Annotated in this window: 20 protein-coding genes; 12 read left to right on the top strand and 8 right to left on the bottom strand. The window is 64.4% G+C overall.

Annotated elements, in window-relative coordinates:
• The first annotated feature begins 29 nt into the window (after window positions 1–29).
• Window positions 30–1,619, top strand: coding sequence for a glutamine-hydrolyzing GMP synthase (guaA, locus tag ACFULT_RS09820; protein WP_020111133.1), 1,590 nt, complete (start codon window positions 30–32; stop codon window positions 1,617–1,619).
• A gap of 7 nt (window positions 1,620–1,626) precedes the next feature.
• On the opposite strand, the gene ACFULT_RS09825 is transcribed toward guaA, so the two are convergent.
• Together ACFULT_RS09825 and ACFULT_RS09830 are read right to left on the bottom strand one after the other, a co-directional pair.
• The gene (locus tag ACFULT_RS09825) at window positions 1,627–1,875 is read right to left on the bottom strand and encodes a hypothetical protein (protein ID WP_019663617.1); all 249 of its coding nucleotides are present in this window, start codon (window positions 1,873–1,875) and stop codon (window positions 1,627–1,629) included.
• The gene (locus ACFULT_RS09830) at window positions 1,868–3,304 is read right to left on the bottom strand and encodes a PspC domain-containing protein (RefSeq protein WP_378481332.1); all 1,437 of its coding nucleotides are present in this window, start codon (window positions 3,302–3,304) and stop codon (window positions 1,868–1,870) included. The genes ACFULT_RS09825 and ACFULT_RS09830 overlap by 8 nt, the downstream gene beginning before the upstream one ends.
• Window positions 3,305–3,318: 14 nt before the next feature.
• On the opposite strand from ACFULT_RS09830, the gene ACFULT_RS09835 reads away from it, so the two are divergent.
• The 5 genes from ACFULT_RS09835 (at window position 3,319) to ACFULT_RS09855 (ending at window position 7,349) form a co-directional block, all read left to right on the top strand.
• Window positions 3,319–4,110 carry an NADPH-dependent F420 reductase gene (locus tag ACFULT_RS09835; RefSeq protein ID WP_255122652.1) on the top strand — a complete coding sequence of 264 codons (792 nt, stop codon included), beginning with the start codon at window positions 3,319–3,321 and terminating at the stop codon, window positions 4,108–4,110.
• Between the two features lie 71 nt (window positions 4,111–4,181).
• Window positions 4,182–5,501, top strand: a complete 1,320-nt coding sequence (locus tag ACFULT_RS09840; protein ID WP_037108880.1) for an ATP-binding protein — start codon at window positions 4,182–4,184, stop codon at window positions 5,499–5,501.
• A complete protein-coding gene (locus ACFULT_RS09845; RefSeq protein ID WP_019663621.1) occupies window positions 5,498–6,145 on the top strand; it encodes a response regulator transcription factor in 648 nt (215 codons plus the stop codon). The genes ACFULT_RS09840 and ACFULT_RS09845 overlap by 4 nt, the downstream gene beginning before the upstream one ends.
• A 68-nt stretch (window positions 6,146–6,213) precedes the next feature.
• A complete protein-coding gene (locus ACFULT_RS09850) occupies window positions 6,214–6,900 on the top strand; it encodes a hypothetical protein (RefSeq protein WP_378481333.1) in 687 nt (228 codons plus the stop codon).
• Window positions 6,897–7,349, top strand: coding sequence for a response regulator transcription factor (locus ACFULT_RS09855; RefSeq protein ID WP_378481334.1), 453 nt, complete (start codon window positions 6,897–6,899; stop codon window positions 7,347–7,349). Before ACFULT_RS09850 ends, ACFULT_RS09855 begins: the two co-directional genes overlap by 4 nt.
• Before the next feature lie 63 nt (window positions 7,350–7,412).
• Here the strand turns inward: ACFULT_RS09855 and ACFULT_RS09860 are convergent, their stop codons facing one another.
• Both ACFULT_RS09860 and ACFULT_RS09865 read right to left on the bottom strand, forming a co-directional pair.
• Window positions 7,413–8,633 (bottom strand): serine/threonine-protein kinase, encoded by a 1,221-nt coding sequence (locus ACFULT_RS09860; protein ID WP_378481335.1) that lies wholly within the window; start codon window positions 8,631–8,633, stop codon window positions 7,413–7,415.
• A gap of 107 nt (window positions 8,634–8,740) precedes the next feature.
• Entirely contained in the window at window positions 8,741–8,989 is a 249-nt protein-coding gene (locus ACFULT_RS09865; RefSeq protein WP_378481336.1) for a hypothetical protein, read from the bottom strand.
• 24 nt (window positions 8,990–9,013) lie between these two features.
• On the opposite strand from ACFULT_RS09865, the gene ACFULT_RS09870 reads away from it, so the two are divergent.
• The 3 genes from ACFULT_RS09870 to ACFULT_RS09880 are packed head-to-tail and all read left to right on the top strand — an operon-like array spanning window position 9,014 to window position 11,955.
• Window positions 9,014–9,817 carry a hypothetical protein gene (locus tag ACFULT_RS09870; RefSeq protein ID WP_255122660.1) on the top strand — a complete coding sequence of 268 codons (804 nt, stop codon included), beginning with the start codon at window positions 9,014–9,016 and terminating at the stop codon, window positions 9,815–9,817.
• 47 nt (window positions 9,818–9,864) lie between these two features.
• Entirely contained in the window at window positions 9,865–11,418 is a 1,554-nt protein-coding gene (locus tag ACFULT_RS09875) for a DNA polymerase Y family protein (protein WP_378481337.1), read from the top strand.
• A gap of 27 nt (window positions 11,419–11,445) precedes the next feature.
• Window positions 11,446–11,955 (top strand): hypothetical protein, encoded by a 510-nt coding sequence (locus ACFULT_RS09880; RefSeq protein ID WP_037108866.1) that lies wholly within the window; start codon window positions 11,446–11,448, stop codon window positions 11,953–11,955.
• A gap of 15 nt (window positions 11,956–11,970) precedes the next feature.
• On the opposite strand, the gene ACFULT_RS09885 is transcribed toward ACFULT_RS09880, so the two are convergent.
• Window positions 11,971–13,971: an SDR family oxidoreductase gene (locus ACFULT_RS09885; RefSeq protein ID WP_037108864.1), complete on the bottom strand. Its 2,001-nt coding sequence runs from the start codon at window positions 13,969–13,971 to the stop codon at window positions 11,971–11,973.
• A 183-nt stretch (window positions 13,972–14,154) separates the two neighbouring features.
• A complete protein-coding gene (locus ACFULT_RS09890; protein WP_037108861.1) occupies window positions 14,155–16,284 on the bottom strand; it encodes an MMPL family transporter in 2,130 nt (709 codons plus the stop codon).
• A gap of 171 nt (window positions 16,285–16,455) precedes the next feature.
• On the opposite strand from ACFULT_RS09890, the gene ACFULT_RS09895 reads away from it, so the two are divergent.
• Window positions 16,456–19,743 carry an error-prone DNA polymerase gene (locus tag ACFULT_RS09895; RefSeq protein WP_378481338.1) on the top strand — a complete coding sequence of 1,096 codons (3,288 nt, stop codon included), beginning with the start codon at window positions 16,456–16,458 and terminating at the stop codon, window positions 19,741–19,743.
• Between the two features lie 67 nt (window positions 19,744–19,810).
• Window positions 19,811–20,308, top strand: coding sequence for a metallophosphoesterase (locus ACFULT_RS09900; protein WP_094719127.1), 498 nt, complete (start codon window positions 19,811–19,813; stop codon window positions 20,306–20,308).
• Between the two features lie 9 nt (window positions 20,309–20,317).
• Here ACFULT_RS09900 and ACFULT_RS09905 read toward each other — a convergent pair whose 3' ends face one another.
• Window positions 20,318–21,271: a HAMP domain-containing protein gene (locus ACFULT_RS09905; RefSeq protein WP_378481339.1), complete on the bottom strand. Its 954-nt coding sequence runs from the start codon at window positions 21,269–21,271 to the stop codon at window positions 20,318–20,320.
• Between the two features lie 170 nt (window positions 21,272–21,441).
• Here ACFULT_RS09905 and ACFULT_RS09910 point away from each other — a divergent pair, with 170 nt between their 5' ends.
• The gene (locus ACFULT_RS09910) at window positions 21,442–22,743 is read left to right on the top strand and encodes an ATP-binding protein (RefSeq protein WP_378481340.1); all 1,302 of its coding nucleotides are present in this window, start codon (window positions 21,442–21,444) and stop codon (window positions 22,741–22,743) included.
• Window positions 22,744–22,772: 29 nt separating this feature from the next.
• On the opposite strand, the gene ACFULT_RS09915 is transcribed toward ACFULT_RS09910, so the two are convergent.
• Window positions 22,773–23,447: cbb3-type cytochrome c oxidase subunit I (locus tag ACFULT_RS09915; RefSeq protein WP_378481341.1), on the bottom strand; the 675-nt coding region annotated here is incomplete at its 5' end.

A 23,447-nucleotide genomic window follows, 5' to 3' on the forward strand; every position in this document is an offset into this window, starting at 1 on the left:
GGCCTGTCGCGCGCCACTAGACTGACCCGGTGACCGCATCGCAGCAGCCTGATCCCGCCTTGCCTCGGCCCGTTCTCGTAGTCGACTTCGGTGCCCAGTACGCCCAGCTCATCGCGCGTCGTGTGCGTGAGGCGAACGTGTATTCCGAGGTGATCTCGCATACCGCGACCGTCGAGGAGATTGCAGCCAAGAACCCGGTTGCACTCGTTCTGTCCGGGGGGCCGTCGAGTGTGTACGCCGAGGGCGCACCTGCTCTCGACGCGAAGGTGTTCGATCTCGACCTTCCGGTCTTCGGTATCTGCTACGGGTTCCAGGCGATGGCGCAGGCCCTCGGCGGGACCGTCGCACACACGGGAACGCGTGAGTACGGCCGTACGCAGCTGTCCGTCGACGGCGGTGTGCTGCACGACGGTCTTCCTGCGACGCAGCCGGTGTGGATGAGTCACGGTGATGCCGTGACGGAGGCTCCGGAAGGGTTCACGGTCACGGCGACGAGCGCTGGTGCTCCTGTGGCTGCGTTCGAGAACGCCGAGCGCAGGCTCGCCGGCGTCCAGTACCACCCCGAGGTACTGCATTCGCCCCACGGTCAGCAGGTCCTCGGTCGGTTCCTGCACGAGACAGCCGGCATCAAGGCGGAGTGGACGGCGGCCAACATCGCCGACGCATTGATCGAGCAGATCCAGGAGCAGGTCGGGCCGGACGGTCACGCCATCTGCGGACTGTCCGGGGGTGTGGATTCCGCGGTTGCGGCAACCTTGGTGCAGCGTGCGATCGGTGACCGTCTGACGTGTGTGTTCGTCGACCACGGTCTGCTGCGAGAGGGCGAGCGTGAGCAGGTCCAGCAGGACTTCGTCGCGTCGACCGGCGCCAAGCTGGTCACCGTCGATGCGGTCGACACGTTCCTCGGTGCCCTCGACGGCGTCTCCGACCCCGAGGAGAAGCGCAAGATCATCGGCCGCGAGTTCATTCGTAGCTTCGAGGGTGCTGTCGCTGAGGTGTTGGGTGACAACGCTGCTCAGGGTGCGGAGGTTCAGTTCCTGGTGCAGGGCACGCTGTACCCGGACGTGGTCGAGTCCGGCGGGGGATCCGGTACCGCCAACATCAAGAGCCACCACAACGTCGGCGGTCTGCCGGACGATTTGCAGTTCGACCTCGTCGAGCCTCTCCGTACCCTGTTCAAGGACGAGGTCCGGGCAGTGGGCCGCGAGTTGGGTCTTCCCGAGGAAATCGTCGGCCGCCAGCCCTTCCCCGGGCCCGGTCTGGCCATTCGCATCGTCGGCGAGATCACGCGAGACCGATTGGCCACGTTGCGCCAGGCCGATTCGATCGTCCGTGAGGAACTGACCGCGGCGGGCTTGGATCAGCAGATCTGGCAGTGCCCCGTGGTCCTGCTCGCGGATGTGCGCAGCGTCGGCGTTCAGGGTGACGGCCGGACGTACGGCCATCCCATCGTCTTGCGCCCGGTATCGAGCGAGGATGCGATGACGGCGGACTGGACGAGGTTGCCGTACGAGGTGTTGGAAACCATTTCGACCCGGGTGACCAACGAGGTTCCGGAGGTCAACCGAGTCGTTCTCGACGTGACGAGCAAGCCGCCGGGCACCATCGAGTGGGAGTAAGGGTTCTCTAGTTCTTCTTCCCGCCCCGGCCTGGGGCGAGGAGAAGGGCCAGTCCGACGACGATCGCCGCGACGACGAACACCCAGCGGAACTGAACGTTGCCGAGGGACTCGAGGGCCGACGGACCGATCAGAGCGCTGACGCTGACCAGCAGGGCCACGAGTCCGGAGAGAAACAGCAACGCCGAGGGTCGGGTGCGAGCGTTTCGTTCTTCGGCCGTGTCGGTGTCACTGTCTCCGTACTCGCTGCTATTCATGGATGATCTCCAAGTTTCCGAGACGGACATCTCCGTCGATGGTGAGAACAGGGGCGTCCTCGGCTGCGTCGGTGCCGCGCTGCAGGCCACCGGATCCGCAGGCAGCCGATCCCATGACTGCCACGCAGGTCGGGTCGATGGTCATCGTCGACGGTACCCGGACGGTCGCGTTTCCTCCGGTGACATCGATTGCGACAGTTCGGTTGTCGGTGAGGTCGAGGCCGCGCAAGTCGAGTTGGAGGTCACCGCCGGCGATGCTGTACGACGGTTGGAGTTGCGCGACCGTCGTCGGCCGTGCATCGACCGACCCGCTGGTTGCGCCGTCGAAGTTCACCGGTCCCACGATGGATGCGAGGATCACGAAGCCGAGCACGGGGAATGCGACGACCAGCAGGCCGTACCCCTTACGTAGGAATGCGCCGAGGATAAGTCCGATGGCGACGACACCGAGAGCTACGGCCCCGATGCGTGCGGGGGAGAGCCACTCCGACCCCGTTGCCGCCGCGATTCCGCCGGTGACGGCTGCGGCGAGCAGTGCCAACCCGATGAAACTCGACGTCCACCGTGAGCGTCGCTTCTTCGGAGCGGTCGACGCCGGACGGTGAACAGTCGTCGGTTCGGGCAGGTCCCAGGCGAAGGGGGCGACGCCCAACGGATCCCACGACGGTGGTGTCGGGCCGGTGGTCGTGTCCGTCGTCGGCTGGGCCGGCACCGCTGCCGCGGACTCGGATTTGTTCAGGTTCACCTCGGAACCCGTCGACCGGTCGGTGGGTGGGGGTGTGGACGGAATGTACGTCGTGGGCAGTGTCGTGTACGGCGAGTACGCGGGTGGTGTGTAGCCCGCGGGTCGATAGTTGGGCGGGCGGTAGTTGGCACCTGCCCACGGCGCCGGGGTGTACGGCGTGTTGAACGAGATCGGGAAATCCTGTTGCGCGTAGACCTGTGCACCGCCGGGCAGGAACTCGGGTGGTTGCGGCTGCCTCTGGTGCAGTAGCCACAGTCCGGCGAGCAGCGCAACCATGCTGATGGCGCCGGATCCGCCCAATCCGACACCGACGGGACCCAGGGTGGAGACCGCGATGATCAGCGCCACGATCAGGACGACGATCTTGGTGTTGGACTCCGAGCTGGTGCCTCTGCCCATCAGCGACTCGGCGGGAGAGGCTGCATCTCCTGCCTTGCTGAAGAGCAGCCAGGCGGCGAGGTACAGGACAACCCCTGCTCCGCCGAAGATGGTGCCGACGACGAGCGCGACACGAACGAGGACGGGATCGACGCCGTAGCGGTAGCCGATGCCGGCGGCGACACCCGCGACATGGCCACGCTGTGGCAACCGATACGGGCGCGTACGCCACATCTGCTGTAGCTGTTCGGAGACGGCCAAGTTGCTCATGAAACCATCGTGGCCCGTCGGGTGCACGGAGACCATCGGGGATCGCCCTGATGTTTTCCCTACCTCCACACGCGAGTTGCAGGAATGTTCTCGGCACCCCATGGCTTGCTACTTCGAGAACGACCATTCGAATCACGAAGGAGAAACGCGTGAAGATCGGAATCATCGGGGCCGGGCTCATCGGCGGCACTCTGACCCGCAAGCTGGCCGAACTCGGACACGAGGTACGCGTGTCGAATTCGCGTGCACCGGAGACGTTGGCCGAGTTGGCTGCCGACACCGGCGCCCAGGCAGTCTGGAGCAAGGACGCAGCCACCGACGCCGATCTCGTCATCGTGAGCATCCCGCAGAAGAACACCCCGGATCTGGCGTCGGACATCCTCGATGCGGCCAAGCCGGGCGCGCCGATCATCGAGACCAACAACTACTACCCGCAGCAGCGCGACGGCCTGATCGCCGACATCGAGAACGGCAAGCCCGAAAGCGTCTGGGTTGCCGAGCATTTCGGTGACCGATCGTCGGATGTGTTCAAGGTGTTCAACGGGATCTGGTGGAAGCATCTGCTCGAGAAGGGCGTTTCCGCTGGAACCGACGTTGCATCGACCCGGACGAGAATTGCGCTTCCCGTCGCGGGTGCCGACGGGCCGGGCAAGAAGCTCGTCTTCGACATCGTCGACGCTCTGGGATTCGAGCCGGTGGACGCCGGGACGCTCGAAGAATCGTGGCGTCAGCAGCCCGGTACGCCGGTGTACGGCAAGGACTACGACGCCGACGCCACGAAGAAGGCTCTTGCCGAGGCGACCACCGACAGAACCGAGGAGTGGCGCGCGATTCCGTCCTGACATCGGTCCGATGCGGAAATCAGGGGACTCCCTGATGCGGGTGCGGCTCGATTCGTGCCAGGATCGATGACGTGCTCCCTGTCGATACTGCGTCCTCGTCCCCGGGCGCCGAGCCGGTGAAGTACTACCGGCGCGGCGGCGGGCGGATCGTGGGCGGCGTCGCAGGTGGACTCTCCGATCATCTGGGCGTCGACGTCTTCAAGGTCCGAGTCGCTTTTGCGTTGCTCGCAGTCATGGCGGGCGCCGGAATCTTCGCCTATGGGTTGCTGTGGGTGTTCACCCCGGCAGGCGATGACATGGAACGGCCGAGTTCGGCCGAGCGCCAGCGAGCACTGGGTCTCGCGGCGCTCGGTCTCGGGCTTGCCGCCGGTCTGGCATGGTTGCTGAACGGCACTGCGGCGTCCGTGCTCGTTCCCATCGTCGTGGTGATCGTCGGTGCGGCGCTCGTCTGGCGGGAGTTCGATTCCGAGGGTCCGCGGTCTCTGCTCGGGATGCCGAAGAAGCCGACCGTTCTCAGCTGGGCACGCGTCGTCGGCGGCGCGACGTTGATCATCCTCGGACTCTGCGTCGTCGTGCTGGCCAGGGTGGACATCGCGTCGATCAGGTCCTCGTTGCTCGCGGTCATCGTGACGCTGGTCGGGGCCGGTCTGCTGACGGTCCCGGTCTGGTTGCGTCTGTGGCGCACCTTGAACGCCGAGCGGTCGGCTCGGATTCGGAACGACGAGCGCGAGGAGATCGCCTCCCATCTGCACGATTCCGTGCTTCAGACGCTGGCGCTCATCCAGAAGCAGTCGGATCAGCCGCAGGAAGTGATGCGTCTGGCCCGTGGGCAGGAGCGAGAGCTGCGGAAGTGGCTGTTCGAGGGCGGGGACACCGATCATTCGTCCCTGTCCGAGGCACTGAAGACCATCGCAGGCGAGGTCGAGGATCAGCATGGCGTCACGGTTCGGCCGATCACCGTCGGGGACGTGCAGCTCTCGGCCGAGAACTCCGACTCCGGTCTTCCTCGTGAGCACTTCACCGCGCTGCTCGGCGCGACGCGGGAAGCGCTCGTCAACGCTGCCAAGCACTCCGGCGAGACCAACATCGACCTCTTCGCCGAGACCGAGGCGGACAAGGTGACGGTCTTCGTGCGCGATCGCGGCAGCGGTTTCGACGAGAACCTGGTGCCGACGGATCGGCAAGGACTCGCCAAATCCATCCACGGCAGAATCGAACGTCGAGGTGGTCAGGTGTCGGTACGCTCCACCGTGGGCAGAGGAACCGAAGTGCGCATCCTGATGCCCCGGCAGGACTGGGCTCCCGACAGGCAGATTCACGTTGCCGACAACATCCCCTCCCCCGAGTCACAGACGTCCGAACAACCACTACCGCAGGAGCAGCCCCGGTGACCGACACCTTCCGTGTCTTTCTCGTCGACGACCATGCAGTGTTCCGCTCCGGAGTCAGAGCCGAACTGGCGCGCGAAGGCGACATCGAGGTGGTCGGCGAGGCAGGCGGGGTTGCCGACGCGGTAGCGGGAATCGACTCGACCAAGCCCGACGTGGTCCTGTTGGACGTGCACATGCCCGACGGCGGTGGTGTGGCGGTACTGGGACGTATATCGTCCGGTCCGGTGTGTCTGGCGTTGTCGGTGTCCGACGCCGCCGAGGACGTCATCGCCGTGATCCGAGCCGGCGCACGCGGTTACGTCACCAAGACCATTTCAGGAGCCGAACTGGCCGACGGCGTGCGGCGGGTGGCAGGCGGGGACGCGGTGTTCTCGCCTCGACTCGCCGGGTTCGTTCTCGACTCCTTCACCGGCAATTCGGCCGTTCCGGAGCCGCCGCTGGATCCGGAGCTGGATTCGCTGACACCGCGCGAACTCGAAGTGTTGAGGTTGTTGGCGCGCGGTTACACGTACCGAGAGATCGCGGAGGATCTGTTCATCTCTGTCAAGACCGTCGAGACCCACGCGTCGAACGTGCTGCGGAAGACTCAGCAATCCAACCGCAATGCCCTGACCAGGTGGGCACACAAGCGTCGGATCGATTGACGGCTGGGTGCACGAATAGTCTTTCGGAGACTGTCGGATCGACCGTCGGTGCCATTAGCGTCGCAGGCATGAAGGACAAGAGCGAATCGGTGCTGTGGCTTCCCGCCGCCGACCGAGTGTTTCTGGCGGTGGTCGCGCCAGCAGTCGGTGGCGCCGTGGGATTCTTTCTCCCACGCTGGGCGCCGTGGGCAGCGTCGCAGAAGTGGATCCCGTTCCAGGGAGTGTTCGAGTTCGTTGCTTCGTGGTCGCACTGGTGGGTGCAGTATCTGACCACCGGGATCGGTGTCGCACTGGGAGTTGCGTTCGTCGCCTTCGCATTTCACGACAGTCTCCGCGTCGTCGTCTCCACGTCGGGCTTGCGTCTGACCGAGGAGGGCAGGACGACGTCGGTCGCTCGGGCCGATGCGTCGACGGTGTTCGTCGACGGCAAGGAACTCGTCGTCCTCGACGCGGCGTCGCGTCAGGTCGTTCGCGCACCGATCGAGGAGAAGGAACCCGCGGTGGAGCGTGCGTTCGTCGAACACGGCTACTCCTTCGTGGAGGGCGATCCGTACGAAAGCCTGTATCAGCGCTGGATTCCGGGATCGCCGACGCTTCCCGCCGAGGTCGACGCCGTGATGCGCGCCCGAGAAATGGCGTTGCAGAGGAAGTCTCGCGAGGATGCGTCCGAGCTACGTGAGGCGCTGGACCGGTTGGGAATCGTTGTTCGTGAACGCAAGAGCACCCAGTACTGGCGACCGCTGGTGCGTGAATGATCGTGTCGCGTCGGCGTGCCGGCGATCTCGGCGCAATGACGTTCTCGCTGTTCATCGCGGCAATGGTCGTTTTCGACGGGGTGACGGCCGCCGATTTCTCGGACTTGCGTGTGGCGACCGCGATTGCGATCGGAGCCGTCGCGACTGCTTTGCTGTGGTGGCGTCGGCGCCGGCCGGTCGGTATCGCGCTCGTTCTCGCAGCGTTGACGGTGTTCTCCGACGCTGCGGGCGGCGCGGAGTTGGTGGCGATCTACACCGTGGCATCGGTGCTGACCGATCGGGAACGTGAAGTGGCAATCGCGGTGGCGCAGGGACTGTCGAATGCCGAGATCAGTGGAACGCTCTTCATGAGCGTCGCCACCGTCAAGACCTACGTGTCGAGAGTGCTGGCCAAGCTCGGATGCACCAACCGAGTGCAGATCGCCATTGCCGTGTTCGAGAGCCGATAGCTCTCCGGCCTCGGTCATTCGCCGAGCGTTCTTGCGCAGTTCTTCGTATTCCTGGACGGAGATTCAGAGGAGGGCGATCAGCAGCACGACAAACAGTAGGACGACAGCCACTCCCACACCCAGAATCACCGCAGGTGGGATGTCGACCTTGTCTCCCACGGCGTCGTCGACTGCATCGAGCACCTTGTCCAACGGATTCTTCTTCTTGGGCACGTCGAACGGGGGCGGGGAGTAGGGCTTGGGTGTGGTGTCCGACAGGCCGGTCGAGCGCACTGCGGGAAGCCCCGCGACGGTGTTGCCGAATTCGCGTGAGGGGCGACGGGTTTCCGCGACGGGCGTGGATCGGTGTGCCCACCCCGGTACGACGCCGTCCGATGTGGTGAGTGGAACACCGCGAAGCGACGCAATGGATCCTTTGCTGCTGACCGCGCTCCGGATGATCTCGTCTCTGGCCTGTGCCATGGTCGGCCTGCGAGACGGGTCCGGCTCGAGCATGTGCAGCAACGCCGGAGTGAGATCTCCTGATCTGCTGGGCGAGATGATCTGGCCGCGAGCGACTCGGTGCAGCAGTGCGATGGAGTCCTCGTCGATGTCGAACGGCGGTCTGCCCTCGATCGCGGTGTACAGCGTCGCGCCGAGGGAGAAGACGTCGCTTGCCTCGGTCGGATCCTGTCCGCGTGCGACCTCGGGAGCGAAGTAGGCGGGAGTGCCGGTGATGACGCTCGAATCCGACTCCTCCACATCACCTTTCGCACGCGAGATCCCGAAGTCGCTGATCTTGACGATCCCGAGCGTCCGGCCACGGTCAGCGATGAGGATGTTGCCCGGTTTGATGTCGCGGTGGACGATACCCGCCTCGTGTGCCTCGGTGAGCGCGTCGGCAACTTGGGCGCCCACCTGCGCTACCTCGTACGGTGGCAGCGTCTCGGCGATGTTCAGTGCCTGCGCCAGCGACCGTGACGGCATGTACTCCATGACGAGCCACGGTTCTCCGTCCTCGATCGCGACGTCGTGCATGGCGATGGCATGTGGGCTGGACAGCCGCGCGGCGATCCGGCCCTCACGCATGGCGCGATTGCGGACTTCGCGCGCGGCCTTCTCGCTCAGATCGATCGTCGAGGTGACCTGTTTGACGGCAACTTTTCTTCCCATCAGCGTGTCCTGCGCAAGCCACACGGCACCCATTCCGCCACCGCCGAGCTTGTAGGCGAGGCGGTATCTGCCGGCGAGGAGATAATCGGGTCCGACGACCCGTGCGGTGCGTTGCTGCTCGGTCACGCCCACAGGTTAGTTGACAGCGAGCATCGCTGCCCGCGACGTCCGGCGTGACGCGCCGCCCCGGCCGTCACCAGTCGGTTCGTCGCTGCCTTGACGGAGGTCGCCGGAACGGCTTAACTTGAGGGTGTTCGAAAGTCTGTTCGAAGACGGGACTTCCCCACCGTCTTCGGAAGCGGGCCGAGTTCCACGATTCCATCACCCATGGGGAGGCAAGCATGTCTGTTTCCGCCGACTCTCGGCACGATATCTCCCGCGACAACAGTGTTGCTCATGACGGCGGTGTTGTTCATGACGGCGGTGTTGTTCATGACGGCGGTGTTGTTCATGACAGCGGTGTTGTTCATGACGGCAGTGTTGTTCATGACAGCAGTGTTGCGCTGGAGAGCATGTCGTTGCCGGAGAGGGTGGAACATCTTCGGCGCCGCATGGCCGCTGTGCCGTCCAAGGGCGAAACACGCTCGGTCGCCCGTCCCTCGGTTTCACGGTCGAGTGCCCCTGTGTCGGCCGAGCCATCGGCGCCCGACAACCGCCTCGAACAGCAGAAAAGCACACGCGCACCTGCAAAAGAGGTGCTAAGTGTCCCCGAGGCGCTTGCGGCTGTCCTCCCTCACGGAGGCCTGGTTCGAGGGTCGGTGACCGCAGTGTCCGGCGCGGGTTCTCTGATGCTCGGCATGGTCGCGTCGGTCACGGCTGCAGGCGGTCACGTGGCAGTGGTCGGTCAACCGCGCTTCGGGTTGCTCGCAGCGTCCGAGATGGGAGCGCAGTTGCACAGACTGGCCATGGTTCCCGATCCGGGAGAGGACCCGGTGGAAGTGGCCGCGATCCTGCTCGACGGAGTGGACCTGGTCGTGCTCGGTCTCGGTGGTAGGTCGGTGCCGCCGTCGCGAGCACGTGCCGTCGTTGCACGCGCTCGAAGCAAGGGTGCTTCGCTTCTGGTGACGGACGGGCACTGGGACGGGGTGGACCTGAGGCTCGATGCGTCCGTGGCCGGCGTCGACGGAGTCGGAACCGGAGACGGTGCAGGCCGCGGGCGGCTTCGTGGTCTCCGGTTGGAAGTGCGCGCGCAGGGGAAGGCGATGCGCACTCGTTCCACTCGATTCGACCTACGTTCCGAGCGCGGACGCGTCGAGTGGTTCGAGGTCCCGTCCGTTGCGTCCGTCGGTGCCGACAGAGTGGCGGTGCTGGCATGAATCGGGCGCAGACATGAATCGGGCGCAGACATGAATCGGGCACAGGCATGAGCCGGGTGCTGGCGCTGTGGTGCCCGGACTGGCCCGCGGTCGCGGCTGCTGCCGTCGCCGATCTTCCGGCGACCAGCCCGGTGGCGGTGGTGTCCGCCAATCGTGTGATCGCATGTTCGGCACCTGCCCGCGCACACGGTGTACGGCGGGGCCTGCGCAAACGTGAGGCCCAGGCTCGCTGTCCCGATGTGCATGTGGTGACGGCTGATTCGGATCGAGACGGCCGGATGTTCGAGCCGGTCGCCGCAGCCGTCGACATGGTTGCGCCGGGTGTGGAGGTACTGCGGCCGGGGTTGCTGATCCTCGGCGCCCGAGGCGTCAGCAGATACTTCGGATCCGAGCACAACGCAGCCGAGCGGTTGATCGATCAGGCGGCCGCGGCCGGCGTCGAATGTCAGATAGGGATCGCCGACGAGTTGTCGACGGCGGTTATCGCAGCCAGGCATGCCGTGATCGTTCCCCGGGGCGGTGGGGCTCGTTATCTCGCGCCGCTGCCGGTATCGGAACTGGCGGCAGAACCCAGTCTGGCCGCGGCGGGCAGGGAAGACCTGATCGATCTCCTCCGACGTCTGGGTCTGCGCACCGTCGGTGATTTCGCAGCCCTCACTCCCGGTGATGTGGCGTCCCGTTTCGGGACCGACGCCGTGCTCGCCCATCGGAGCGCGAGGGGTGAGGCGGAGCGTCCACCGTCGGCTCGCGCCCTGCCACCGGACCTGAACGTGGAATACCAGTGCGATCCGCCGATCGATCGCGTGGACGCAGCGGCCTTCGCGGGCAGGGGAATGGCGGAGAAACTGCACACGAAATTGGCGGCCGCTGCCGTTGCCTGCACTCGGCTCCTCGTCCATGCATCGACCGGCAACGGCGAGAACCTCTCGCGAACATGGCGATGCGCCGAGCCGCTGACCCCGGAAGGAACCGCAGACCGCGTGCGGTGGCAACTCGACGGCTGGCTCACCGGGCGTAGCGTCGCCAAACCGACGTCGGGCATCACGATGCTGCGATTGGAACCGGTCGAGGTGGTCGCGGCCGGTGAGCTCCAACTCGGCCTCTGGGGAAGCGTCGGCGACGAGGAGGAACGCGCCAGACGAGCCTTGGTCCGTGTGCAGGGACTTCTCGGCGGCGACTCGGTGAAGATCGGCGTGCTGAGCGGGGGGCGTGGCCCCGGCGACCGAGTGACTCTGCGCAGTCTGGGCGACGAGTTGGTCCCCCTGTCGGATCCGGCTGCTCCGTGGCCCGGCAGGCTCCCCGCGCCCGCACCGGCAGCAGTGATGGACACGTCTCCTCGGGTGACGCTGGAGGACGCGAACGGCAACGACGTGCACGTCGGCCTGCGCGGAAGTTTCGACACCCGCCCGGTCACACTGCGGTGGGGGAGCAAGGCGTGGCCACTACGAGGGTGGGCCGGACCATGGCCGATCGACGAACGCTGGTGGGATCCCACCGTGGGTACACAGGGCGCGCGCGTTCAGGTGCTGTTCGAACAAACCCGTGCCCTGCTGCTTCTCTACGGCGACGACGGGTGGCGAGTGGAAGGGATCTACGAATGATCCTGCGTGAGGATCTACCATCAGTGCATGAGACTGTCGAAACGAGATGTTCCCTTGATTGCCAGTGCAGCGCTTTTCGTTGTCTCGCAAGCGAATATCGTTCGGCTGCTCGGTCCGGCCGGGCCCCGCGTCCTCGAAGTGCAGACGGCGTGGTCGGCACGACGATATCGAGCGATTCTCGAGAAAATGGACGTTCGAGAGACCGCGCGTTTTCGAAGCCACTATTACCCGGATTTCGTCCATCCTGCGATCTACGCCGTCGCCCTTCGTGCCGGTGCCGAGCGGTTGGGTGAGCTGACGCCGATACCACCCGCCACCGCACGTGCGCTTGCGCTCGCTCCTGTTCTCTCGGCAGCAGGAGACTACGTCGAGAACATCGTCGGCCTGCACCTGCTGGATCGGCCCGAGCACATCACCGATTCGGTCGTGCGAGCCACCTCGGCCGTCAGTATCGCCAAATGGACTCTGGCGCTGGGCTCTCTGGGGTATCTGACCGCCGGCTTCGGTTCGGTGCTGGTGCGCTCGATACGCAGGTGATCGGCACCGGCCTCGTCACCAGTTGGCTCCGGGGACCAGCCTCCCGAGTCGCCTCGCCAGCTTGCCGACCCGCGCCGATGCGCTGGACGCGTCGTATGTCGAGGTCGGAGGTACGGGGGTCGGCTGAGATTCGCCCTTGCCCTCCGTCACTTCACCTTTGGCAGCAGCCGAATCGGGGAACCGCCGGTAGAACTGATGCATCGTCCGGTCCTTGCCCTTCGGCGTGAAGATGCTGCCGAACTGGCCGAGAGTGCCGAGAGGGGTGTCGATGCGCTTCGGTTTGTCGGTCAACGCCCTGATCACCATTGCCGCGGCTTTCTCCGGTGATACCACCGGGCCGACGTTCTTGTCGCCGGTGGGTGTGATCATCGGCGTCGCGACGAGCGGCATATGAATGGTCGTGAACGTTATTCCGTCGGACAGCGTTTCGGCCGCAGCGACGTCGGAGAACGCGTCGAGAGCGGCCTTGCTCGCCACGTACGCGGAGAAACGTGGTGTATGGCCCTGCACTGCTGCGCTACTGACGTTCACGACATGACCGAAGCGGCGCTCACGCATGTGCGGAAGTAGCGCCAACACGAGTCGGACGGCGCCGAAGTAGTTGACGGCCATCGTTCTTTCGTAATCGTGCAGCCTGTCCGTCGATCGGTAGAGCGAACGCCGGATGGATCTCCCGGCGTTGTTGACGAGCATGTCCACGTGCCCGTGCTCACCGAGAATGGCCTTGACCGTCTGCTCCACCGACTCGGTGTCCGTGACGTCGCAGGGATACCCGTACGCATCCCCGCCGGAGGAACGGATGTCCGCGACAACGCTTTCCAGCTGCTCGGCGCCGCGCGCCAGTAGAAGAACCGTTGCGCCCTTGCGGGCTGCGGACACGGCACTCGCCTGTCCGATTCCGGAGGAACCCCCGGTGATGACGATGTGACGGCCGACCAGCGGTCCGCGCGGATCCTGCTTGCGCGCGCGGTCCGGGTCGAGGTTGCTCTGCCAATGCGTCCACAGCTTGTCGGCATAGGACTTCAACGGCGGCGGAACGAGTCCGTTCAACGCAGCCTGGGTGGCAGTGGACGTGAACACCGTCGGCAGCGTCAGATGATCGAGCATGACGGGTGGAACACCGAACCGTGTGAGCACGGCGTCGCGACCGTTCTTGACCATCCTCGTGCGCGGCGAGACGACAGGAGCAGCAACCGCCCCCGGTATCCCCACGACCTTGGCCGTCGAACCCGCGGCCGCGCCGAACGCGGAATACACCTCGACCATCGACTGAGGCTCGGGGTTGACGAGGTGGAACACCCTCTGACCCAGAGGGTTCCGCACGATCAGGTCGACGATGGCAGTGGCAACGTAGTCCACCGGTACCAGATTGGTCGCACCGATATCAGGCACCGTGACAGGCAGGATCGACGGCAACTTGGCAAGTTCGGCGAAGAACGGAAAGAAGAAGTACGGCCCGTCGATCTTGTCGATCGCGCCGGTCTCGGAATGGCCGACAACCGCGGACGGCCTGTACACGCGCCAATCGGTAGCCGAATCGCGGACGATCGCCTCCGCCTCGAACTTGGTCCGGTGATACGCCGTCGGGAATCCCTGGCCTTTGTCGAAATCGTTCTCGCTGAACGTCCCCACATGGTCACCGGCAATGGCGATGGACGACACGTGGTGCAGCCTCGCCCCCGTCGCCATCGCCAGATCGACCACGGCCCGAGTGCCGTCCACATTCGCCCCGGACTGCTCGTCGCCGGCGGTCAGGTCGTAGACAGCGCCGAGATGAACGATGTGATCGACATCCGACGGCACCTCCTTCACCCCGAGTCCCGGTTCGGTGAGGTCTCCCACGAGCGGATGAACCCTGTCGTTACCGGGCAGCCCGGCCACCTGCTGTTCGAGCTTGGCAACCGACTGTTGCCGAACCAGAACATGCACCTCCGCAGACACGTCGCGCTTCAGTATCAGGGGCAGCACATTCTGCCCGAGAAAACCCGTACCGCCGGTAACGATGTACTTCGCCATCCCCCGAACTTACTTCATAGTAAGTTCCTCGGCCACCCTTGATTTCGGACCGAACGTGGCATTCAGTCACTTCAAGTGACCGAACGTCACGTTGGGTCACTTGAGGTGACCGAACGTCACATTGGGTCACTTGAGGTGACCGAACGTCACGTTCGGTCCCTGAAGACAGGGATGCGGGCGAGGTCAGTGACCGATACCGACTTTGTCGTGCACTTTCTTCATCCATGCCGGCGCCCACCAGTTGACTTCGCCCATCAGTTTCACCAGCGACGGGACGAGCAGCATTCTGATGATGGTGGCGTCGACGATCAAGGCGAGGATCATTCCGACGCCGAGGAATCTCATGATCGACAGATCGGAGATGGTGAATGCTCCGGTGACGACGATGAGGATGAGGGCAGCGGCGGTGACGATGCGTCCTGTTCGTTGTGCGCCGACGGTCACTGCTTCTTCCGTTGTGGCGCCGCCGGCTCTGGCTTCTACCATTCGGGACATCAGGAAGACCTCGTAGTCGGTGGACAGGCCGAAGACGACGGCGAGGATGAGGACGACGAATGTCGCTTCGAGTGGTGCCGGGGTGACGCCGAGCAGTTCGGCGCCGTGTCCTTCCTGGAAGACCCAGGTCAGCACACCGAAGGTGGCTCCGAGGCTCAGCCCTGCCATCAGGACCGCTTTGATGGGGAGGACGATCGAGCCGAAGGCGAGGAACAACAGGATGAGCGTCGAGATGACCATGATCGCGATCATCGCCGGCAGCCACTTGGCGATCGCTGCGTTGCCGTCGTCGACGAGAGCTCTCGAGCCTCCGACGAGGATCTCGGTGCCGTCCGGCGGTGTCATCTGACGTAGGGAAGCGACGGCGTCACTGGTCGATTCGACTTCGCTCTTGCCTTCGCTGGGTTCGCTGAATGTTGCTTGGACGACGACGAAGTCGTCCGCGGAGCCGGTGAACTGGACCCGGGCAATTCCGTCGACGGCTTCTGCTTGGCGGGTGATGTCCGCGATCGGGGCGCCCTGGGGTTTCTGTCCATCGGTGCCGCGGAGAACTACTGTCGCGCCTTCGCCTGTGGTGGGGAATTCCGAGTTCAGTGTCTCGACGGCGACGCGGGCAGGATCGTTCTGAGGCAGTGCGGTGTAGTCGACTTCTCCCAGCGTGACCTTGAGGATCGGTGCGGACAGTACGAGTAGTGCGGCGACGATGACGACGGCGACGATTCCGGGGGTGCGCATCACCCGGGTGACGACGGCTCCCCAGAATTTCTGTGCGCGCGCGTCGCCGCGGTCGGATGCGCTTCGGCTCCAGGTGAGCGAGTTGATGCGATGACCGAGTATCGCGAGCAGGGCGGGAACAGCCGTCAGCGACAGGATTGCCGCGCTGGCGACGGCGGCCATGGCCCCGAATCCGAGTGATTTGACGACCGGTTGCGGAAACACCAGCATTCCCGCGAATGCGCAGATCAGCAGCAGCCCCGAGAAGACGATGGTTCGGCCTGCGGTCAGCACGGTGCGAACTGCGGCGTTCTGCGGGTCGACGCCTGCGCGCATCTCCTCTCGAAATCTACTGACGATGAACAGTCCGTAGTCGATGGCCAGGCCGAGTCCGAGAAGTGAGGCGACGTTGATGGAGAACGAGCTGACCTCGGTGACCACCGTCAGTACACGCAGAATTGCCAAAGCGCTGATGACGCTGAGGATGCCCACGAACACCGGCACCGCGGCCGCGACCACGCCACCGAAGATGAAGATCAACAGCACCAGGGTGATGGGGATCGCGATCGCCTCGGATCGCACGAGGTCGCTCTGCAGCGTGGTGCTGAAGGACACTCCCACCACCGATCCGCCGGCGAATTGCGAAGTCACACCGGGAACGACGAGCTTCGGCGGCAGGTCACCGAACGTCGAGAACGTGACGCCCGAGTCGGGGCCGAGAGTGACGGTGGCGAGCGCCTTGGTGCCGTCGTTCGACAGGAGGAACTGCTTGGCTGCGGCGTTCGCCGTCCAATAGGACGTGACGTTCTCGACGGAGTATTCGTTCTGGAACTCGTCGAGCACGGCTGTGACGTCGGGTGCGATGTCGTCGATCGTCTTGCCTTCGGGTGCGGTGTAGATGGCGACGATGTCCGGTGTCGGTTGCCCGAGACCGGCGACGAGTGTGCTGACTTCGGCGGCCTCGCTTCCCGGGTCGATGAAGCCGCCTTCGCTGAGCTTGGAGAACACGCCGATTCCCCATACCCCGCTGAGGGCCACCGCCACGATGGCGATGGTGAGCACCCAGCGTTTACGGGAAACGACGAACGAAGCCCAACGTGTCACGTTCTCACTCCAGCTCTCTAGTTACATGCGATCGCAGAGCGAGCCTAGTGGCTGGAGACGACACGTTGATTTCTGTCGGTGTCGTGCGCTCTAATAGAACACACGTTCGAACGGTGTCTTCCCCTCTGTTCGGACGTGCTGTTCGAGTTCTCGATGAACGAGGGGATGGTCATGGGCTGGAACGATGGTCCACCGACGTGGTCGGAGATGGAGAGGGTGCTGTCGGGGCGTCCTGCGCGGCCGGACAAGCCCGAGATCGTCGGCGACGGCGGTGACAGCCCTGCCTGGTCGCGTAAACGTGCGGCGTACGAAGGGTCGGTCACTTCGGCGCCCGTGACTGGAACTCCGTATGCGGAGTTGCATGCGCATTCCGCGTTCAGTTTCCTCGACGGGGCGAGCCAGCCGGAAACGATGGTGGAGGAGGCCGCGAGGCTCGGGCTGGAGTCGATCGCCCTCACCGATCACGACGGTCTCTACGGGGTCGTGAGGTTCGCCGAGGCCGCCAAGGCGCTGGGTGTGGGGACTGTTTTCGGTGCCGAACTGTCGTTGGGAACGGACAAGTCGCGGGCAGGTGAGCTCGACCCGGACGGTACGCATCTTCTGGTGCTCGCTCGCGGCCAGGAGGGGTATCGCAGATTGTCGAGGGAGATCGCGGCGGCGCATCTGGCCGGTGGCGTCAAGGGAAAGCCTCGATACGACTTCGACGCGTTGTCCGATGCCGCGGGTGGGCATTGGCAGATCCTCACCGGGTGCAGAAAGGGGCACGTGCGGCGCGCCCTGCACGACGGCGGGCGGGACGCGATGGATGCTGCCGTGCGGGACCTGGTCGACAGATTCGGTGCCGACCGTGTCACCGTCGAGCTCACTCATCACGGATTGCCGGAGGACGACGAGCGCAACGACGCGCTGTTCGATGCCGCCGCCCGCTTTCGCCTTCCGGTGATCGCCACGACAGCGGCCCATTACGCGACGCCGGAGAACCGTCGTCTTGCCATGGCGATGGCTGCGGTGCGCGCCAGAAGCAGCTTGGACGAGGCGTCGGGATGGCTTGCACCGACCGGTGGTACCCATCTTCGGTCCGGTGCGGAGATGGCTGCGCTGTTCCGTCATCATCCCGGTGTGGTCGACGCCGCAGCCCGGCTCGGTCGCGAGTGCGCGTTCGATCTTCACTTGATCGCGCCGAAGCTTCCGCCGTTCGACGTGCCTCCCGGACATACCGAGATCAGTCACCTGCGTGATCTCGCGCTGCGTGGTGCGCGCCTCAGGTACGGCTCGCCGACGGAACATCCTGCGGCGCACGCTCAGATCGAGTACGAACTGGACATCATCGAGCGGTTGGGTTTTCCCGGGTACTTTCTCGTCGTCCATGACATCGTGAAATTCTGCAAGGACAACGACATTCTGTGCCAGGGGCGAGGTTCGGCCGCCAACTCCGCTGTCTGTTATGCCATCGGCATCACCAACGTGGACCCTGTTGCCAACAAGCTGCTCTTCGAGCGATTCCTCGCACCCGAGCGGGACGGGCCGCCGGATATCGACGTCGACATCGAATCGGACAGGCGTGAGGAAGCGATTCAGCATGTCTACTCCAAGTACGGGCGCACGTACGCCGCGCAGGTCGCGAACGTGATCACCTACCGAGGTAAATCCTCGGTGCGTGACATGGCTCGCGCGCTGGGATTCTCTCAGGGGCAACAGGATGCGTGGAGCAAGCAGGTCACCCGTTGGTCCAACATCGGTGATCAGGAGGGAAGCGACATACCTGCTCCGGTACTGGATCTGGCGCGGCAGATCGAAGGATTTCCGCGTCATCTCGGTATTCACTCGGGCGGCATGGTGATCTGCGATCGCCCCATTGCGGACGTGTGTCCGGTGGAGTGGGCGACGATGGCCGACCGCAGTGTTCTCCAGTGGGACAAGGACGATTGCGCTGCGGTTGGTTTGGTCAAGTTCGACATGCTGGGACTCGGGATGTTGTCGGCCTTGCATTACATGATCGATCTGATCGACGAGCACAAAGGCATCCGGATCGACCTCGCGGACATCGACCTGAGCGAGAAGGCTGTCTACGACATGCTGCAGCGAGCGGATTCCATCGGCGTGTTCCAGGTGGAGTCGCGCGCGCAGATGGCGACGTTGCCTCGCCTGAAGCCGAGTGAGTTCTACGACTTGGTCGTGGAAGTGGCACTGATCAGGCCGGGGCCCATTCAGGGTGGATCCGTTCACCCGTACATCAAGCGCCGCAACGGGCTCGAACCGGTCACGTTCGATCATCCGTCGTTGAAGAAGGCTCTGGATCGGACGCTCGGAGTTCCGCTGTTCCAGGAACAGCTCATGCAGATGGCGATCGATGTCGCGGGTTTCAGTGCTGCGGATGCCGATCAACTCCGCCGAGCCATGGGTTCCAAACGGTCTCCGGAGCGCATGAACGAACTGCGCGGAAAGTTCTACGACGGTATGCGTGAGCTGCACGGAATCGTCGGGGATGCTGCCGATCGTATCTACGAGAAACTGTCCGCCTTCGCCAACTTCGGTTTTCCCGAGAGTCATTCGCAGAGTTTCGCATCGCTCGTGTTCTATTCGTCGTGGTTCAAACTGCACCATCCGGCAGCGTTCTGCGCGGGACTGCTGCGGGCACAGCCGATGGGCTTCTACTCCCCGCAATCGTTGGTCGCCGATGCACGGCGTCACGGTGTCCAGGTGCACGGACCGGATGTCAACGCCAGTTCCTGGTACGCGGACTTGTGCGGTGGTGGACTCGAAATTCGTATGGGTCTGGCCGATGTTCGCCACATCGGTCAGGCGCTCGCGGAGAAGATCGTCGAAGCTCGGGTACTGGGTGGCCCGTACACCTCGTTCCTCGATCTGACCGGACGGGTGGAGTTGTCCACCGCCCAGGCCGAATCATTGGCGACAGCAGGCGCTCTCGGCTGTTTCGGGACCACTCGTCGTCAAGCATTGTGGGCTGCCGGCGCTGCGGCAGGGGAGCGTCCGCATCTGCTTCCCGGTCTCGGGGCATCGACCCACGCGCCAGTGCTTCCCGGTATGAGCGATCTCGATCTGGCGTCCGCGGACGTATGGGCAACGGGGGTATCGCCGAATTCGTATCCCACTCAGTTCTTTCGAGATCGACTCGACCGCCTCGGGGTGGTTCCGGCGCATCGGCTGTTGGCAATTCCCGATGGGGACCGGGTACTCGTCGGGGGAGCGGTGACGCATCGGCAACGGCCTGCGACAGCGGGTGGAGTCACGTTCGTCAATCTGGAGGACGAGACCGGAATGGTCAATGTCGTGTGTTCGGTCGGACTGTGGGCGAAGTATCGAAAGCTTGCGCTCACCGCTCCCGCATTGCTGATCCGAGGCAAGGTACAGAACGCCGAAGGGGCAGCCACCGTGGTGGCGGATCATCTGCAGCTTCTGGATCTGCGGGTGCAATCCAAGTCGAGGGACTTCCGGTGAACACCCACCGTGCATCGTCCGATAACGATTCCCCGCCCGCGACCGCCGAGCGTGCACACTGGAGTGCGTGAAACTTCTGTTGCTGGCAGACACTCATGTGCCGAAGCGGGCGAGGGCTCTGCCCCAGCAAGTCTGGGATGCCGTCCGAGATGCGGATGTCGTCGTCCACGCCGGCGACTGGGTCGAGGTCGACCTGTTCGACGCGCTGAAGGCCGCGTCGACACGGTTGATCGCATGCTGGGGGAACAACGACGGCGAAGACCTACGCGCACGCATGCCCGAGCGGGCAGACGTCACATTCGACGGCGTCCGACTCACCGTCGTCCACGAGACAGGTCAGGCCGCTGGACGTGAGAAACGCATGGCGGCGGCCTATCCCGACACGGATGTACTCGTGTTCGGGCACAGTCACATTCCATGGGACACCACGGCCGACAACGGGCTGCGCCTGCTCAATCCAGGATCTCCCACGGACCGCCGTCGGCAACCGTTCTGTACGTACATGACCGCCGACATCGAGGATTCGACGCTCGGAAACGTTCGACTGCATCGAATCGAACGGTAGCGGCGTCGATCAGGAGTGCGACGCCTCCGACTGGACGCGGGCCTGATCGACCAGATCGTGGACCAGCCGAATGATCACGTCCATGTCGGTCATGACACCCGCGCGAAGCTCGTCCTGCTCCTCGGGGTACAGCGCGGGCGGGTCGTCCGAGTCCAGTGCCATCACGGTGTCGATCTTCGCTCGCAATGTCTGCAACGGTTCCATCAACTCCTCGCCGGCGTCGGTGACGAGCTTGTTCTGCCGGCGGCCGGAGACGGTGAGCGCGGCGAGCATCTCGTTGTAGCTGGTGGCCAGCGACGCGAGTTCGTCGTCTCCGCTGACGACGATGGGTTCCAAGTCGCCGGTGCGTGCCACCTGCTCGGTGGCGTTGCGCAGACGTTTGACCGGTCTCAGCCCTGTTCGAGCCACAGCAGAACCGGCGATTCCGGCCAGAGCGACCAAGAATGCTCCGATCATCACGAGAGCGAGCGTCAACTTCCCCAGCAGCGGATCGTTGGACTCGAGTGACTCGGCGACCATGACGGTTTCGCCGGTGGTCGTCCGCTCGGCCGCGACCATGTATCCGCGCACCTCGCGGAGGGAGTCAGGCGCCGTCCCGTCGACGACTGCCTGCTCCTGGGCGTCGAGCACACCCGCCGAGTTCGTGAACGGCTTGGACTCGGTGTTGAACGTGACGAGTTCCCCGGTCGACGAGACCAGAGCTACTTTGATCGCCGGACCGTCGGGGCTGCTGACGCCGAAACCGTACGCGTTCGGCGGGACGCCCAACTGTGCTCCGGTGATGAGTGCTTTGGCGTTGCGAGACACTCGGTCACCGAGCTGATCACGAAGAGCCTGGTCCGCGACGACGTAGATGGCGAGCGCACTGACCGCGACGGCGAGAGCCGCAACACTGATCGTGAGAACACGGATGCGGCCGTGCAGCGTCAACGCTGTGGGGCGATGGGCTGCGCGGGGGATCACTGCACGAGTATGACCGTGACTGCTGAGAGCGTTCTGAGAAACGGGATTACTCGGTCGGTGACGCGTGGAAATGCGCTGGGCGACCGTGTTGTCGATGTAGTACTCTGGCGATCTTCGCGCACGCGGAGTAGTCCACGTACTCGGCGTGGTGAAAGAATCGTGACTCCCTCATGACATCAGAAGTGCACGAAAGCCTGTCCGGTGAACCGGAATCCGTCCGTCGCACCGTCGCCGCGATTGCACACCTGCTCCTCGGCGCCTCGCGCTCGGCTACTACGGCAGACGCATTCGTCTCGACCTCACTGGGAGTGTCGAGCGGCGACGTCGTCTGCGCCACCGAACTCCTCACGGTCTCCACGCGTCCGGCAGTGGCTGCGATCCTCGCGGACGACATGTCGACATGGAACCCTCCGGTCGGTCCCGCAGAGGATTCGTGTCCTCCGACGTGGGAGCGAACGGAAATCGACGGCACGTCGGTCTCGCTGCCCAAGGAACTTGCCGTGTTCTTCGTCGGTGGCTCGTTCGCACCGATCGACGTCGTGGTGTGCCTGAGGGAAGCGTCGTTCATGAACGACGAATTCGAGCTTCGCATCTACACCCGCACGGTCGACGCCGAGGCGGGCAGGGTACTGCTCGCGCAGACGATGACCGCAGCGCGCGGTCCTCGAAACTTTTTCCGAGGACGTGTTCTTCAGGCGACCGCGAAACCTGTACTCGGCCTGGCGATCGTCGACCTACCCCGTCAGGACCGCTCGAATCTGGTGTTGCCTGCTGAAGTGTGGAACGAACTGGACACCAATATCGCGGCAGTGACCACTCGCGCCGACCTGATGCGTCAGCTCGGCCTGGGAACCAGCCGAGGAGTGCTTCTGACCGGTCCTCCCGGTGTGGGCAAGAGTGCCGTCAGCCGTGTCGTGGCCGGGGAGCTGATGGGAGACGCCACCGTCATCATCGTCGACGCCCTCGCTGGATCTCGTGCGCTGAGGTCCATCTACGAGGAGACCAGATATCTCGGACGCACCGTCGTCATCCTCGAGGATCTCGATCTGATCATCGGCACGAGGGGAAGCGGCGGTCGGGACGAGCCGTTGGCGGAATTTCTGACCGTCCTCGACGGCACCCGGCAGTACGACGACGTTCTGACCATCGCGTCGACCAACGATCCGACGTCTCTCGATTCCGCCGCAACGCGATCGGCTCGGTTCGATGCGGTCATCGAGATCGACTACCCGGACACCGCCGCGACAGCCGAGATCCTGCGTCGGATACTGACGTCGATACCCGGCGCCGACGCTGTGGACTGCCATACCGTGGCGCGGTCCTTCGCTTCTGCGGTCTCCGGGGCGGACGTGCGAGAAACGGTGCGACGCGCAGTGTTGGAGCACGGAACTGCAGTGACGACACAGGTACTGCTCCGCACCATCGCCGACGGACGCTGGCGCGCAGCCGAATTGACGGGGCAGTACCTGTGATTCGGCACCTGTGATTCGGCGCTGCCGGTTCAGTCGCCCGAATGCTCGTCGTCGCCGGTGGCCAGTGGTTCTCGACGCGCCTTCTCGAGGACTTCGGTGGTGTGTCCGCCGTGGGCACCTGGTCCGACGTGGGCTTCGGCGCGGAGGCGTTCGACCATGTGCGGGTAGTGCAGTTCGAACGCGGGACGCTCCGAACGGATCCGGGGCAGTTCGGTGAAGTTGTGCCGCGGCGGCGGGCAGGAAGTCGCCCATTCCAACGAGTTGCCGTACCCCCACGGATCGTCGACCGTGACGACTTCGCCGTACCGGTAGGACTTGAACACGTTCCACACGAACGGCAACGTCGACGCACCGAGCACGAACGCCCCGATCGTGGAAATAATGTTCAACGTAGTGAACCCGTCCGAAGCCAGGTAGTCGGCGTACCGACGCGGCATACCCTCGTTCCCGAGCCAGTGCTGCACCAAGAACGTGCCGTGGAACCCGAAGAACGTCAACCAGAAATGCCACTTGCCGAGCGTCTCGTCCATCATCCGGCCCGTCATCTTCGGGAACCAGAAATAGATACCGGCATACGTCGCGAACACCACCGTCCCGAACACCACATAATGGAAGTGCGCGATCACGAAGTAGGTGTCGGTGACATGGAAATCGATCGGCGGGCTGGCGAGCAACACACCCGAGAGACCACCGAAGAGGAACGT

The sequence above is a fragment of the Rhodococcus sp. NPDC057297 genome (assembly GCF_042667435.1).
Taxonomy (GTDB): Bacteria; Actinomycetota; Actinomycetes; order Mycobacteriales; family Mycobacteriaceae; genus Rhodococcoides.